This window comes from Lactobacillus selangorensis (assembly GCF_001437205.1).
Taxonomy (GTDB): domain Bacteria; phylum Bacillota; class Bacilli; order Lactobacillales; family Lactobacillaceae; genus Paralactobacillus; species Paralactobacillus selangorensis.
This window is the reverse complement of record NZ_JQAZ01000003.1, coordinates 169099-183578: the sequence shown is the minus strand read 5'-3', so window position 1 is coordinate 183578 and position 14480 is coordinate 169099. Positions and strand designations below refer to the sequence as shown.

Here is a 14480-nt window from a genome sequence, read left to right as displayed (position 1 = left end):
TCAATTTCCTATTTATGCCTAGTATACCATGAATTCAATTCGCTTATCTTTCAAAAAAAGCAGGGCCGACCAGCACCGGTTTCTACCTGTATTTTCAGCCCCATTAAATGGATTGACACTTTGAATAGGATTAAGAAAAGACCGTTTGGGCGGGCGATAATCAGAATGCTCTTTTTTAAGGTGCCCAATAAAAAAGATGAGCTCAGCATAAAAATCAATGCTAGCTTCATCTTTTTAACCTACTTTTTCATTTTTTATTCTGGGTTCTTCTGGCTCAGCTGCCATTGCAAATAAGCATAAATGAACGGATCGAGATCACCGTCCATCACACCTTTAATGTTGCTCGTTTCATATTTGGTGCGGTGATCTTTGACCATCGTGTATGGATAAAAGACATACGACCGAATCTGCGAGCCCCAGCCAATATCGAGCTGCTCGCCTTTAATGGCAGCGGCTTTTTTGGCCTGTTCTTCCTGCTCCCGCTGGTACAGCTTAGCCTTCAGCATATTCATCGCCGTTTCACGGTTTTGCAGCTGCGACCGCTGCGCCTGCGAACTCGTTACGATTCCAGTCGGCAAATGAGTAATCCGAACGGCAGAAGACGTCTTATTGATATGCTGGCCGCCAGCCCCGCTGGAACGGAAAACATCGACACGAAGGTCTTCCGGACGAATTTCAATGTTGATCGAATTGTCGAGTTCCGGCATCACATCGACTGAACAGAACGATGTATGGCGCCGGCCGGCCGAATCAAATGGCGAGATTCGCACTAGCCGATGAACCCCTTTTTCGGAACGAAGCAGTCCATACGCATTGTGTCCTTTAATCATGATCGTCACCGATTTAATACCAGCTTCTTCACCAGGCTGATAATCTTCGGTCTCCACTGTGAACCCATGCTGGTCGGCCCAACGCGTGTACATCCGCAGCAGCATCGAACCCCAATCTTGCGATTCAGTCCCGCCCGCACCAGGATGGAATTCCAGAATGGCATTATGACTGTCATATTCGCCGCTCAATAATTGCGTCAGCTCATAGGCCTGCATATCTTTCTGCAGTTCGTCCAATTTCTGGTCGAAATCAGCTTCCATGTCGGAATCTGGTTCTTCCTGAATTAATTCCAAGGCCACCTGCAAATCATCGGCATGGTTCTTCAGAGATTCATATGATTCCAATTTATCTTTCAGAATATTCGTCGCATCGATCAATTTCTGAGCCGCAGCCGAATCGTCCCAAAAACCGGGTTCGGCCATTTTGCCTTCATTGATCGAAATACTTTCGTTCAGCTGATCGAGGTCAAAGCGACCTCCCGAACTGCTTTATTTTGCGCTCGACTTCATCGAGCGACTTGCGTGCTTCACTAATTTCCATCCTGCAACACTCCTTTTGTTTCAAAAAAGGGACAGGCAAAAGCCCATCCCTTCCGCTTTTGCGAAAATGCTTGTTTTAAGTTACGTGTTATCTTCTGATGTTCTGACGAATCTCGGCCTTCATGAAGAGCCGGGTCGTATCGGAATCAATATCGGCAACCATTTCTTCAAACATCTGATAACCGTTTTCCTGATATTCGACTAACGGGTTCAACTGACCATAACCACGTAAACCAATTGATTGACGTAGCTGATCCATCGCATCGATCTGGTTGGTCCAATGATCATCGACACAACGCAGAACAACGACTTTTTCGAATTCAAGCATTTGACCGGTGCCGGCTAACTGCTTGTCCTTCTTGTCGTAGTTATCGTTGACGTAGCCCATCAAAAGTTTTTCGATGTCGGCACTGGATTTGCCTTCCAAGTCTTTGACGCTGATCTGATCGTCATTGACCAAATTGGCCTTCGTATAATCGACGATAGCCTGTAAATTCCAGTCCTTTTGTTCGCCCTGCGTATGCATCTGAACGGTCCGATGAATCGTCCGGGTCATCATCGGCATGATGACCCACTTAAGACTCTTCGTTTCGGTGATGACCTGCTGACGTTCTTTGTAGATGACTTCACGCTGCTCACGCATAACATCATCATACTGCAAGGTGTTCTTACGGGCATCGTAGTTGTTCCCTTCGACTCGTTTCTGAGCTGATTCAACCTGACGGGAAATCATCCGGCTTTGGATCACGGCATCGTCATCTTCAACCTTCAGACGGCCCAATAAGTTTTGAATCCGTTCGGAACCGAACCGTTTCATTAAATCATCTTCAAGGGACAAGTAGAATTGAGTCACACCAGGATCTCCCTGCCGGCCAGAACGGCCCCGCAGCTGGTTATCAATCCGGCGTGATTCATGCCGTTCAGTCCCCAGCACGCATAAGCCGCCTAATTCCTTGACACCAGGTCCAAGTTTAATATCGGTCCCACGACCGGCCATGTTGGTCGCAATCGTGACGGCACCTTTTTGACCGGCATTCGCAATAATTTCGGCTTCCTTGAAATGGTTCTTGGCATTCAAAACGGCATGCGGAATCTGATCCTTATCCAGCAGATTGGATAATTTTTCCGATGATTCAACCGTAACAGTCCCAACCAAAACAGGCTGGCCTTTTTCATGGCGGTCCTTGATATCCTTAGCAACCGCATTGAATTTGCTTTCCAGGGTCGGATACAAAACATCGGGTTTATCAATTCGAATAACCGGTTTGTTCGTTGGAATCGAAATAACTTCCATGTTGTAAATTTCACGGAATTCTTCCTGTTCAGTCTTGGCCGTCCCAGTCATTCCGGCTAATTTCTTGTACATCCGGAAGAAGTTCTGGTACGTAATGTTCGCCATAGTTGCTGTTTCGTCTTCAATCTCGATGTTTTCCTTTGCTTCGATCGCCTGATGGAGTCCATCAGAATAACGCCGGCCTTCCATGACACGCCCCGTAAACTGATCGACGATCTGAACTTTGCTGTCCTGAACCACATAGTCGATATCCTTCAGCATAATGTAGTTGGCCCGCAAAGCTTCATCCAAATGATGGGTCAGCGCTGTGTTGTCAGTATCGTACAGGTTATCGAGACCAAAGTTCTTTTCAGCCTTTTCGATTCCCTGTTCGGTCAGGGCAATCGTCTTAGTCGGCCAGTCGATCGTATAATCGTCTTCTTCTTTTAACTTCTTTACGAACCGATCGGTGCGCACGTAAAGTGCCGTCGATTTTTCAGCTTGTCCGGAAATAATCAATGGCGTCCGGGCCTCATCAATCAAAATGGAATCTACTTCATCGATGATTGCATAGTTCAACGGCCGCTGCACCATTTGTTCTTTATAAACGACCATGTTGTCCCGCAGATAATCGAAACCAAGTTCGCCGTTCGTCGAATAAGTGATATCGGCATTGTAAGCCTCACGTTTTTCGTCAGCACTCTTTGAATTCAGGTTCAAACCAACAGAAAGGCCGAGCCAATTGTACAGTTCGCCCATTTCGGTGGCATCACGTGTCGACAAGTATTCGTTGACGGTAACGACGTGAACCCCTTTGCCTGAAAGTGCATTTAAATAAACGGGCATTGTTGCGGTCAGGGTTTTCCCTTCCCCAGTCTTCATTTCCGCAATATTACCTTCATGGAGTGCAATCCCGCCGATGACCTGTACCCGGAATGGGAACAGTCCCAAGACACGTTTTGCGCCCTCACGGACCGTTGCAAATGCTTCGGGTAAGATATCATCTAAGGTTTCACCATTTTCCAGCCGCTTTTTAAAGGCTGGTGTTTTTGCTTTTAATTCATCATCGGATAAACCGGCATATTCGTCTTCATAGCTTAAGACTTTGTCGGCGATTTTATCCATTCGTTTGACTTCACGCGAGTCGCTTTCAACCCACGTTTTCAAAAGATTTGCCATGCCTTGAGTCCTCTCTTTGTCATGCTGACAATTCGTACATTATAATATCTTATCTATTTTAGCATGAATGCCGTTAATTTGAAACCAGCGTCCATATTAAGAACATGTAACAAAATGCCGGCTGGGGACAAAAAAGAGCGCCCCTTTTCAGGAGTGCTCCCTAACAAATCGAAACTATTCGTCAGTTTCAATCAAGCCATACCGGCCGTCGCGACGCTTGTAGATGATGCTTGTGCCATTGGTATCTGCATCTTCGAAGATGAAGAAATTATGACCCAGCATATCCATTTGCAAAGCAGCTTCCTGGCTGCTCATCGGTTTCAAGCTGATCTGTTTCGTCCGAACAATGTCCAAATCAGTATTGGTCGTTTGTTCCGGCTCGTCTGCGCCAGCATCTTCTGCTGGAACAGTCAAATCAAAGTCCTTGATTCCTTTTTCACGGGACTTGCGGTTGATCTTGGTCTTGTACTTGCGAATCTGGCGTTCCAATTTGTCGGTGACAAGGTCGATGCTGCCGTATAAATCAGGTGAGCTTTCCTCAGCCCGCAAAGTCAGATAAGGCATCGGAATGGTGACTTCGACTTTAGCAGTTTTATCTGGGTATACTTTCAGGTTTACATGGGCCGTTGAGGTTGCGGTACCGTCAAAATACTTTTCAAGTTTGTTGATTTTCTTTTGAACATAACTCTTGATTGCGTCGGTTACTTCGATATTTTCGCCACGAACGTTATAATTTAGCATAGAACTTCTCCCCTTTCACACTTGTGACCAAGTGTCCAATCAGGTAGCAACAGGACCACTCTCTTACTACCAGCTTGTATATTCCATTATAATGGAAAGCGCTATTTTTGACAATCAATAACCGCCTTTTCCTCACCGAGCAACACTAAATGAGTCGATTCGCCCTTGATAGCCGGCTTGCCGCAGACAAGCTCGCGCATGAAATAACGTTCGGCCCGTCGTATAGACATCATCCAGCAGGAGAATCCGTTTGCTGGCGGGGACGGCCGTTGCAGCTGACCATTCGAAAAACTGCGGACTGGCTAAGCGACCGGCCCGTGATTTGGCGGCTTGGGCCATTGCAGTCGTTTTTTTATTGAGCAGCGGTGTTAACGAAACGACTTCGCCATATATGCCCTGCACTGGATCGAAACCCCGCCGTTCGGCATGTTTCGCATCGGTCGGAATCGGCACAAATAAACAGTCATCTGTGACCGTCTCGAAATAGTGTTTCAAATTGCACTCGAATAACCGCCGCAAGCGATAGTCACCATGTGTTTTGTAGTTTTGAAAATAGGTGCTCATCGCCGGATTGAAGTGAAATAAGGCCGTGTGCCGAAAATGTTCCTGCGGATATAAGTGCTGCCAGCGCTGGCATTCGTCACATAAATGAGCGGTCTTCGGCCGGCAGCAGCCAGGACAGGCTATTTGCATGTCGATTGGTTCAAACTGGGCCGCACAAAACGAACAGATTGTCGGCGGGACATATCGACGCCGGCTGAATAGCCACGGCAATGGAAGTTCTGTACAAATCGGCTGTTGACAGGCCACACACCTCATTGGTCAGTCTCCTGCGCTGCCCGCCGATTCATCATCTGAATCTGACGGCACGCATTCCGAATTGCCGTCGTATAAAAATGATAGTAAAAATCGACTTGATTGTCAGGATGCTGGCGATCGCGACCGGCACGGCCGGCCATTTGGACTAATGCTGAAGTCGTAAAAACACAATCATCTGCAAACAAAACAACGACATCGATATTCGGAAATGTGACCCCACGTTCTAAAATCGTCGTCGCTAACAGAACTTGTTGCCGGCCAGCTCGAAAAGCAGCTACTTTTTCATGCCGGTCCGGGTCGGCCGCATAGACGGTTTCGGTCGTTAGTGCTGGCCATTCTTGGTGCAATTGTTTTTGCAGAGCACGCAAATAGACAATTCGGGGCACAAAAATCAAAAAGCGCTGCTGCTGAGCTACCTTTCCGGCCAGCCGTTTTTTTAAAGCCGCTGGCAACCGATTGGGCGTCATCCGGAGGTGATGACATTGCGGCTCTGGCAGTTTAAAACCATGAAAGCGCCGGGGCACATAGCTGACCGCCAATTTATTTTGTTTAATCTGCCGTAATAATTTTGCATCCGGCGTAGCAGTCAGATACAAGCAGGCACTCTTCGGCTTGCGAGCTTGCTGGACGGCAAAATGAAGTTCCCGGCTATCGACAAACGGAAACGCATCGACCTCATCAATTACCAGCACATCGAAGGCTTGATAGAAGCGCAGCAGCTGGTGCGTTGTGGCTAATACGAGTTGTGTATAGCGATACGGGACCGTCTGCTGGCCATGCAATAATGCCAGCGGGACGGGTGCAAACGCTGCTTGTAGCCGTGGTGCCAGTTCCAGACACACATCCACTCGTGGCGAGACGATTCCGACTCGTTTGCCGGCTGTCAATGCTGCCGTCAAACCTGGGAACAGCATCTCCGTTTTGCCAGCCCCAGTCACCGCCCATAATAAATGCGTCTGCTGCTCCTGAAAGACCGTTTTAATGAGATTTGCAACTCGTGTCTGCGTCGGTGTCAGCTGTCCTGTCCAGCTGCAGACTGACTTCCGAACTGGGAAAGCATTCGGCTCCGGCAAAAAGTAGAGCCGCTGCTCACTAGTCACCCGTCCCAATTGAATACAAGCAGGACAATAATCGTTGCCATTCGGCAAACGGACTTCTGATTGCGAACAGACCTGGCCACAGCGTTCGCACCGTATCTGGCGATTGGGCAGCGGAGTCATTGCCGGTCGCGACTGCAAGCCGGCTGCCGAAATGGCCAATGCCTGCAATTGCCGATCCAGCAGCTGGCGGCCATAAAGGAGTTGTGCTTGTTCCATCATTTCATCACCTCTATAATGAAATTACGCAAACTAGTTTAAAGGAGGTTTAAAAATGATTACCGAATACATTACGATTGCCCATGACGGTCAAAATGAGCAGACAATCAAAAAATCCCGTTTCATCTGTACCATGAAACGCGTGGCCACCGAAAAAGAGGCCCAAGCCTTTATCGAACAAATTCGCAAAGCTGAGTCAAAAGCCAACCATCATTGTTTTGCCTATCAAATCGGCGACCACAATCAGGTACAACGAGCCAGCGACGATGGCGAACCCAGCGGCACAGCTGGAGTTCCGATGCTGAACGTGCTCAAACAGATGGGTTTGCAAAATGTCGTTGCCGTGACGACTCGTTACTTTGGCGGCATCAAACTCGGCAGCGGCGGTTTGATTCGGGCGTACAGTCACTCTGTTTCGCAAGCCGCCGAAACAATCGGCATTGTGCGGGGCCATCTGCAGAAAACCCTGAAAATTAAAATCGCCTACCCGCAATTAGGCACACTGAATCACTATTTTGACGAAAGCCCCTATTCGATCGAACAAACCGATTATACCGATCAAGTCACGGTGACTGCTTTCATCGATTTCGACCAGATTGACGCCGTTCAGCACGAATTGATCGACCTGCTCAATGACCAAGTTACCTTCACAGTCGGCAAAGCAATCTTTCAAGAAACACCGATTGATCCGCAAACGTTGCACAACAAAAAGGACGAAAACTGAGTTTTCGTCCTTTTTGTTTATTTTTCTTTATGATTTTTACGGCCCCGAATCATGCCTTCAATAAAATGCAGCAGCGGCTGGCGGTTCGGCCCCATCAAGCCGATCAGCTCGACGAAAATTTCCAAACCGATTAGAACGGCCACAGTCAGCAGCAAGCCGCCCCATAACGGCGACAATGGATACAGCAATGAAATAAAGGCAAAAATCAAGGCAATCCCATAAATCGTCAAAACGGTCTGGCGATGGCTGAGCCCCATCACCATTAACCGATGATGCAGGTGGCCCTTATCAGCCTGCGAAATCGGTTTTTTATTTAAAATTCGACGCAGCATGGCAAAGGTCGTGTCGGTAATCGGAACCCCTAAAATGATCACCGGAATAATCAAAGTGATGAACGTTACATTCTTCAAACCCTGCAACGAAAAGACGGAAATCATAAAGCCGATAAACAACGACCCCGTGTCGCCCAAGAAAATCTTGGCCGGATGGAAGTTATGCGGCAGGAACCCGATTTCAGCGGCGGCTAAGGTGAAAATCATCACGGACACATACATGTACGGCACCGTCAGGAAGAAATAGGCGATGACTCCCATCGTAAACAGCGCAATGATCGACACCCCAGTTGCTAAACCATCGAGCCCATCAATCAAATTGACAGCATTGGTGATCGCCAAGATCCAGAAGATCGTGATCGGATAACTCCACCACCCAAGCTGGAAGGTCCCGAAAATCGGGAGCGTGACTTCGTCCATCCGAATACCGGCAATCAGGCAAATCAATAAAGCGGCGATAAAAATGCCTAACATTTTCTGCCGGGGCTTCAACTCCTTGACATCATCGATCATTCCCGTCAAAATGATCGCAATTTCGCCGAGAAACGTCCCGAACAGGACGTGGGTCGGAAATTGGTTGCGTAATAGCACAAACGTAGCAAAGGTATAGGCCATAAAAATGGCAAGGCCGCCCATTGTGGGCATCGGCTTTTTATTGACCCGCCGTGCGTTGGGATTATCGACCGCACCCAGTACAAAGGCAATTTTGCGGACGAAGGGCGTGATTCCTGCTGCAATCAGCATGGTCACGAATAGTTTCACAATAATACTAAACATGCTCGACATAAATGGGGTTCCTACTTTCTTAATGAACTAGTTCTATTATACCTTACTCCATTTCAGAACCAAATCAATCTTTAGACGCTTGCCTAAATCAGTCGCTGGCAAACAAAAAGGCCCCGACATCCCTGTCGAAACCTGTTCGTCTAGTGTTCATCTGCACCATGTTTATTTGGCATATTCGATTGTTCGTGTTTCTCGAATAACGGTCACTTTGATGTGACCCGGGTAATCCAATTCTTTTTCGATCTGGTTCTTAATGTCATGCGCCAGCACAACGGATTGATCATCGCTGATCTCGTTGGGCTTGACGACAACCCGCACTTCACGGCCGGCTTGGATCGCATAACTATGATCGACTCCCTTGAAACTGTTGGTAATTTCTTCCAGCTTCTCCAAACGGTGGATATAGTTTTCAAGCGATTCGCTGCGTGCGCCTGGCCGGGCTGCCGAAATGGCATCGGCAGCTGCAACTAAAACGGCAATGACGGACGTTGGTTCAACGTCGCCATGGTGTGAAGCAATCGTGTTGACAACGACTTCGGGTTCATTATACTTCTTGGCAATTTCGACCCCGATTTCAACATGCGAGCCATCAACTTCATGGTCAAGGGCTTTCCCAATATCATGGAGCAGACCGGCGCGTTTAGCTAGATTTTCATCTTCGCCAAGTTCGGCTGCCATGACACCGGCTAACTTGGCCACTTCAATCGAATGGTTGAGCACATTCTGTCCATAACTGGTCCGGAAGTGCAGTCGTCCGACAATCTTAATCAAGTCAGGATGCATGTTGTGAATGTCGAGGTCAAAGACAGCTTGTTCCCCGATTTCACGGATGCGACTGTCCATTTCCTTGCGGGCCTTATCGACTGCTTCTTCGATTCGAGCCGGATGAATCCGGCCGTCTTGGATGAGCTTCTCTAAGGCAATGCGGGCAATTTCCCGCCGAATCGGATCAAAGCCGCTCAAAACGACCGCTTCCGGCGTATCGTCGATGATCAGGTCAATCCCGGTCAACGTCTCTAACGTCCGAATATTGCGGCCTTCACGGCCAATAATCCGGCCTTTCATTTCTTCATTTGGTAAGTTGACCACGGTCACTGTTGTTTCCGTCACCATATCCGCTGCACTCCGCTGAATAGCATCGGCAATCAGCAGCTTCGCCTTACGGTCAGCTTCTGACTTGGCCTGGTCTTCACTTTCCTTGATCATCACAGCTCGTTCATGCTGAAGATCCTGCTGAGTCTGATGAATAATGATGCCCTTTGCATCATCCCTCGACAATTCAGCCACTTCTTCGAGTTTGGCCTTCTGCTGATTGATCAAATCATCAACTTGAGCATGTTTGTCGTCCAGTTTCTGCTGGCGATTGTTCAAGTTGGTTTCCCGATCGGACAAGGACTGCTCTTTGTTCTCAAGCGTCGTATCCTTGTGGTCGAGTGTTTCTTCGCGCTGCAATAACCGGTTTTCCTGTTTTTGCGCTTCGGCCCGCCGCTCCTTTTTTTGCGTTTCTGCCTGTTGCTTAGCAGTTTCAATAATACCCTCTGCAGTATCTTTAGCGCCGTTGATCTGCTTATCATGAATGTTTTTACGAACGAAATAACCACTGAATAACCCGATAACTAACATGATGACTGCGAGGATTAATGAAATCACTAAATTCATCTTCTCACCTCCGCATCATCAAAAAAATTCGATTAAACTAAAAACGTAAATCGTAAAATTTTTTAAAGATGGTTTGTTAAATTTTGATTACTATTTACCTTTTCATTCTATAATTTACACATATGACTGTCAATAAAATTTGGCCTCTATAAACGGATTTGACGGCCTTTCTTTTCAATTGTCATTTTCCCGTTATCTTTTTGTGACATCAAAAAAGCAGCTTGCCAAGATTACCTTGGCAAGCTGCTTGACAGGAACAAATTATTTTTTATCCGCATCAAATAAGGTTGGCGCTTCTTCTTTAGGAGCGTCTTTTTTCTTATCTTTGCTGTCCTTGTTTTTATCGTCTTTAGCTTTTTCGGCTGCATTTGCTTCTGCATCTGCTTCGCCTTCACCATCCATGCCGTAAGCTGTCCGCACTTTCTGGCGCAGTTCGTCTTCAACATCTGGATGATCTTCCAAATACTGCTTGGCATTTTCACGGCCCTGGCCGATTCGTTCATCGCCGTAAGAGTACCACGAACCACTCTTATTAACGATATCCTTTTCAACGGCCATGTCGATAATTTCGCCGGTTTGAGAAATCCCCTTGCCATACATAATATCGACTTCAGCGCGCCGGAATGGCGGTGCAACCTTGTTCTTGACCACTTTAATCTTGGTCCGGTTTCCGACGACTTCGGTGCCGTTTTTAATTTGTTCAGCACGGCGGATTTCCAGACGGATCGTCGCATAGAACTTCAAAGCCCGGCCGCCAGGAGTCGTTTCAGGGTTTCCGAACATGACGCCGACTTTTTCACGAATCTGGTTGATGAAGATTGCGATTGTCTTAGTCTTATTGATCGAACCGGATAATTTCCGCAATGCTTGGGACATCAAACGGGCCTGCAAGCCGACATGGGCATCACCCATTTCACCTTCGATTTCGGCACGGGGCACTAAAGCCGCTACTGAATCGACAACAACAATGTCGATTGCACCGGAAGAAACTAAGGCATCCATGATTTCCAAGCCTTGTTCGCCAGTATCTGGTTGTGAAATCAATAAATCATCAATATTGACCCCTAATGCCTTGGCATATTCAGGGTCCATTGCGTTTTCAGCATCGATATACGCAGCTGTACCACCTTGCTTCTGCACTTCGGCAACAGCCTGCAATGCTAAGGTCGTTTTCCCAGAACTTTCTGGGCCGTAAACTTCAATAATCCGTCCCCGTGGGAAACCGCCAACGCCTAATGCATCATCAAGCGCCAGTGATCCGGTCGAGACGGTTGAGATTTTGGAATCAGCCTTATCGCCCATCCGCATGATGGAACCTTTCCCAAAGTCTTTTTCAATTTTCTTCAAAGCAGAATCTAAAGCTGCTTGACGTTCATCTTTAGCCAATCTGTTACCTCCTCAAAGGTCGTTTCAACTCTTGTGTACCTCTTATTTTACTGGTTCAGTTGCAGAAAAGCAAGCAAAAATCGAACAAATGTTCCTATTTATTTTCTGCCTGTAAAGCCCGTAAAATCAAGCTTAAGCCGCTCATTACTGAACGGCGCCGGACATCATTACGGCCGCCTGAAAAGTGATACAGCTGTGCGACTGGTTCCTGATTTTTAAAAGCCAAACCAATATAAACCGTCCCCGCCGGATGACCTTCCAATTCATCAGGTCCAGCGACGCCAGTAAAGGAAATTCCAATGTCGCTATTCATTTTAGCTTTACTCTGCCGAGCCATCGCAATAGCTGTTTCGGCGCTGACGACCCCGTCATGTTCAAGCTGGGCCGTCGGAATATCCAGCAAACTGGCTTTGGCCGCTAATGCATACGTCACAAAACCGCCATTGAAAATCTCCGAAGCACCGGGAATACTGCCAATCGTGGCCTGAAACAGACCTGCCGTCAAACTTTCGGCGGCGGTAATCGACACATGTTGTGCTTTTAAGGCCGTCACAACAACCTGTGCCAATGAATTATCATCGCCATAGCCATAGAAATACTGACCGATTCGGGCCTGAATCTGCTGTTCCGTTTGATCCAGCAACTTTTTGGCTTCCGCGTCCGTATGGGCCCGAGCCGTCAGCCGCAACGTCACTTCATCCGCCTTGATGTAAGGTGCAATCGTCGGATTCTGCTGCTGGTCGATTAAATCGGCTAGTTCAGTAGCTAAACGAGATTCGCCGATGCCGTAGAACCGGAGCACTCGTGAAATAATTTCTTCATCGGGATGGTACGTTTTTGCGAGTAACGGTCGTACAAATTGCGTCACCATCGGTTCGAATTCACGGGGCGGACCTGGCAGAATCAAATAACCATGCCCATTTTTCTCGCTGAATCCGCCGACAGCCAACCCGATTGTATTCGGCAAGACAGTTGCCCCTGCTGGCACTTGCGCCTGAACCCAGTTATTGGGTGTCATCTCACGCTGGGCCTGCTTAAAATGCGCCGCGATTTGTTTCATGGCGGTTTCATCAAGCATCAGATCGACGCCAAGATGTTTCGCCACCGTCTGCTTGGTCAGATCATCCTTAGTCGGTCCTAAGCCGCCGATCAGAATCGTCAACTGACTTCGTGAATCGGCAAGCTGAATGGCTTCTTCCAGCCGTTCAGGATTGTCGCCGACAATCGTTTCCGTATATAAATTGATTCCTAGGTCGGCTAGTTGCCGGGCCATAAAAGGGCCATTCGTGTCCACGATCTGGCCCAATAACATTTCCGTTCCAACTGCAATAATTTCTGCCTGCATTTTGTCCTCCTACCTTACCATTACGCAACTAATGTGTGAATGAATCTGAAAAGACGCCACGATTTTTAATAAAGTAATCGGCACCGGAGTAAATTGTAAAGAATAAAGCAACGTACAGCATAATCTGTCCTAACGGCAAATGAATGTTATTGAAGAAGACGTTGTTCAATAATAACAAGATGATTGCAATCATCTGCGATGTTGTCTTAATCTTGCCTGGCATTGCAGCCGCCATCACTTCGCCGCCTTCGCTCAAAAGCAGACGGAGCCCAGTCACCGCCAGTTCACGCCAGACAATGATTGATGTAACCCATGCCGGCACGATACCAAACGAGGTCAGAAAAACAAACGCCGTCAGCACCAGAATTTTGTCAGCCAAAGGATCGGCAAATTTCCCAAAATTAGTGACCAGGTGCTGCGAACGTGCAATTTTTCCATCGGCTAAATCGGTCAGCGAAGCCACGATAAAAATCACAGTTGCGACCAGATTGGCCCATGGAATCACGGTGCCGGCAACCGTAATGCTGCCGCCTGGAATCCCAAGTGCTAGAACTAAGGTAAAGATTGGGATCAGAATGATCCGAAACATGGTTAATTTGTTGGGTAAATTCATAAATTTGTTTCTCCTTTGACTACTTTTTTACTTCACACTAAAGGTAATGGTCGTTTTTTCGCTTGAATTGGCCGTACTGTCTGCGGTTAAGGCCACATCGGTCTCATTCAGCTTCAGGCCGGTATTGGCTAAATTGCCGCTGGTCAGCACAATCTTCTTAGTTGCTTTTGGAATCGTCACCGTATGCGAGGCACTCGTCGTTACTTCCCCAGTATAGGTGGCTGAGGTGGCGTCGTCCAGTGTCACCGTGATCCAAGCTGAGCCATTATTCTTGGCAGAGATCACTAACTGGCTGTCCTTATCCGTTGGCAGATTCGTGATTGTATAAGCTTGTGTATTACCGCTTTTGGCAGTCTGCTTGACGGCTAGTTTCTTCGTTGAAGTAGACGATTTCTTTTTGGCCGATGCCGCCATTTTGCTGGAACTGGCCTTGGCACGTGAGATAGATTCCCGTTTTTTAGCACTAGCATTGGTCGACACAGTCACTTTGGCCCCGTTATCCGGAATCGTCGGCTTGTTTTCGGACCGTTTGTGCAGCATAAAAGCATAGATGGCCCCAATTAAAACGACCACTAAAAAGACAATGATGATCTGCGGCAAACGCTGCTCGAGCCGGAACCACCACGTATTGGTCGTTGCCTTCGAAGTACGTGTTTGCTCGCTGACCGACTGATCAACGTATTTTTGCGGATCCGTCTGGGGGACGTTTTCCTGATATTGCTCTAATAATTCATTGCCGTCTAATCCGACCGTATCGGCGTATTGTTTGATGAAAGCCCGGACATAAAAATCGCCTGGCAGTTCATCGAATTTTTCTTCTTCGATCGCAATCAAATAACGTTTTTGAATCTTGGTGATCTGTTGGAGATCATCCAAGGTGTAGCCCTTTTTAATGCGGGCATCACGGAGTTCTTCCCCGATATTACTCATTTTTTCG

At 47.5% G+C, this 14480-nt stretch carries 12 protein-coding genes; 1 reads left to right on the top strand and 11 read right to left on the bottom strand.

Annotated features, from left to right (window positions below; translation table 11 throughout):
• Positions 1-254: 254 nt before the first annotated feature.
• From prfB to IV40_RS05745, 5 genes are all read right to left on the bottom strand, one after another.
• Positions 255-1371 (bottom strand): peptide chain release factor 2 gene (gene prfB, locus IV40_RS05765; protein WP_201782049.1). Its coding sequence is split into 2 segments (ribosomal slippage): positions 255-1298 and positions 1300-1371, totalling 1116 coding nucleotides; the frame shifts between segments, so codons are not numbered across the junction.
• Between the two features lie 87 nt (positions 1372-1458).
• The gene (gene secA, locus IV40_RS05760) at positions 1459-3822 is read right to left on the bottom strand and encodes a preprotein translocase subunit SecA (RefSeq protein ID WP_057769427.1); all 2364 of its coding nucleotides are present in this window, start codon (positions 3820-3822) and stop codon (positions 1459-1461) included.
• A gap of 174 nt (positions 3823-3996) precedes the next feature.
• A complete protein-coding gene (gene hpf / locus IV40_RS05755; RefSeq protein ID WP_057769426.1) occupies positions 3997-4563 on the bottom strand; it encodes a ribosome hibernation-promoting factor, HPF/YfiA family in 567 nt (188 codons plus the stop codon).
• Positions 4564-4695: 132 nt separating this feature from the next.
• Positions 4696-5382, bottom strand: coding sequence for a ComF family protein (locus tag IV40_RS05750; RefSeq protein ID WP_057769425.1), 687 nt, complete (start codon positions 5380-5382; stop codon positions 4696-4698).
• Complete coding sequence (locus tag IV40_RS05745) at positions 5379-6701, bottom strand: ATP-dependent helicase ComFA (RefSeq protein ID WP_057769424.1); 1323 nt, start codon at positions 6699-6701, stop codon at positions 5379-5381. The genes IV40_RS05750 and IV40_RS05745 overlap by 4 nt, the downstream gene beginning before the upstream one ends.
• Positions 6702-6753: 52 nt before the next feature.
• Between IV40_RS05745 and IV40_RS05740 the strand changes: the two genes are divergently transcribed.
• Complete coding sequence (locus IV40_RS05740) at positions 6754-7422, top strand: YigZ family protein (RefSeq protein WP_057769423.1); 669 nt, start codon at positions 6754-6756, stop codon at positions 7420-7422.
• A gap of 17 nt (positions 7423-7439) precedes the next feature.
• On the opposite strand, the gene IV40_RS05735 is transcribed toward IV40_RS05740, so the two are convergent.
• The 6 genes from IV40_RS05735 to IV40_RS05710 all read right to left on the bottom strand — a co-directional run bounded on the left by IV40_RS05735 (position 7440) and on the right by IV40_RS05710 (position 14473).
• Positions 7440-8531 carry a glycosyltransferase family 4 protein gene (locus tag IV40_RS05735; protein ID WP_057769485.1) on the bottom strand — a complete coding sequence of 364 codons (1092 nt, stop codon included), beginning with the start codon at positions 8529-8531 and terminating at the stop codon, positions 7440-7442.
• 171 nt (positions 8532-8702) lie between these two features.
• Positions 8703-10199, bottom strand: a complete 1497-nt coding sequence (rny, locus tag IV40_RS05730) for a ribonuclease Y (RefSeq protein WP_057769422.1) — start codon at positions 10197-10199, stop codon at positions 8703-8705.
• Between the two features lie 261 nt (positions 10200-10460).
• Complete coding sequence (gene recA, locus IV40_RS05725; protein ID WP_057769421.1) at positions 10461-11585, bottom strand: recombinase RecA; 1125 nt, start codon at positions 11583-11585, stop codon at positions 10461-10463.
• Between the two features lie 94 nt (positions 11586-11679).
• Positions 11680-12930: a competence/damage-inducible protein A gene (locus IV40_RS05720; RefSeq protein ID WP_057769420.1), complete on the bottom strand. Its 1251-nt coding sequence runs from the start codon at positions 12928-12930 to the stop codon at positions 11680-11682.
• A 28-nt stretch (positions 12931-12958) separates the two neighbouring features.
• Positions 12959-13543, bottom strand: coding sequence for a CDP-diacylglycerol--glycerol-3-phosphate 3-phosphatidyltransferase (gene pgsA, locus IV40_RS05715; RefSeq protein ID WP_057769419.1), 585 nt, complete (start codon positions 13541-13543; stop codon positions 12959-12961).
• A 27-nt stretch (positions 13544-13570) separates the two neighbouring features.
• Positions 13571-14473, bottom strand: coding sequence for a helix-turn-helix domain-containing protein (locus IV40_RS05710; RefSeq protein WP_156404244.1), 903 nt, complete (start codon positions 14471-14473; stop codon positions 13571-13573).
• Positions 14474-14480: the final 7 nt, after the last annotated feature.

Coding starts and splice junctions, on each gene's coding strand:
- secA (WP_057769427.1), bottom strand. CDS start 3,822: ATGGCAAATCTTTTGAAAACGTGGGTTGAAAGCGACTCGCGTGAAGTC.
- hpf (WP_057769426.1), bottom strand. CDS start 4,563: ATGCTAAATTATAACGTTCGTGGCGAAAATATCGAAGTAACCGACGCA.
- IV40_RS05750 (WP_057769425.1), bottom strand. CDS start 5,382: ATGAGGTGTGTGGCCTGTCAACAGCCGATTTGTACAGAACTTCCATTG.
- IV40_RS05745 (WP_057769424.1), bottom strand. CDS start 6,701: ATGATGGAACAAGCACAACTCCTTTATGGCCGCCAGCTGCTGGATCGG.
- IV40_RS05740 (WP_057769423.1), top strand. CDS start 6,754: ATGATTACCGAATACATTACGATTGCCCATGACGGTCAAAATGAGCAG.
- IV40_RS05735 (WP_057769485.1), bottom strand. CDS start 8,531: ATGTTTAGTATTATTGTGAAACTATTCGTGACCATGCTGATTGCAGCA.
- rny (WP_057769422.1), bottom strand. CDS start 10,199: ATGAATTTAGTGATTTCATTAATCCTCGCAGTCATCATGTTAGTTATC.
- IV40_RS05720 (WP_057769420.1), bottom strand. CDS start 12,930: ATGCAGGCAGAAATTATTGCAGTTGGAACGGAAATGTTATTGGGCCAG.
- pgsA (WP_057769419.1), bottom strand. CDS start 13,543: ATGAATTTACCCAACAAATTAACCATGTTTCGGATCATTCTGATCCCA.
- IV40_RS05710 (WP_156404244.1), bottom strand. CDS start 14,473: ATGAGTAATATCGGGGAAGAACTCCGTGATGCCCGCATTAAAAAGGGC.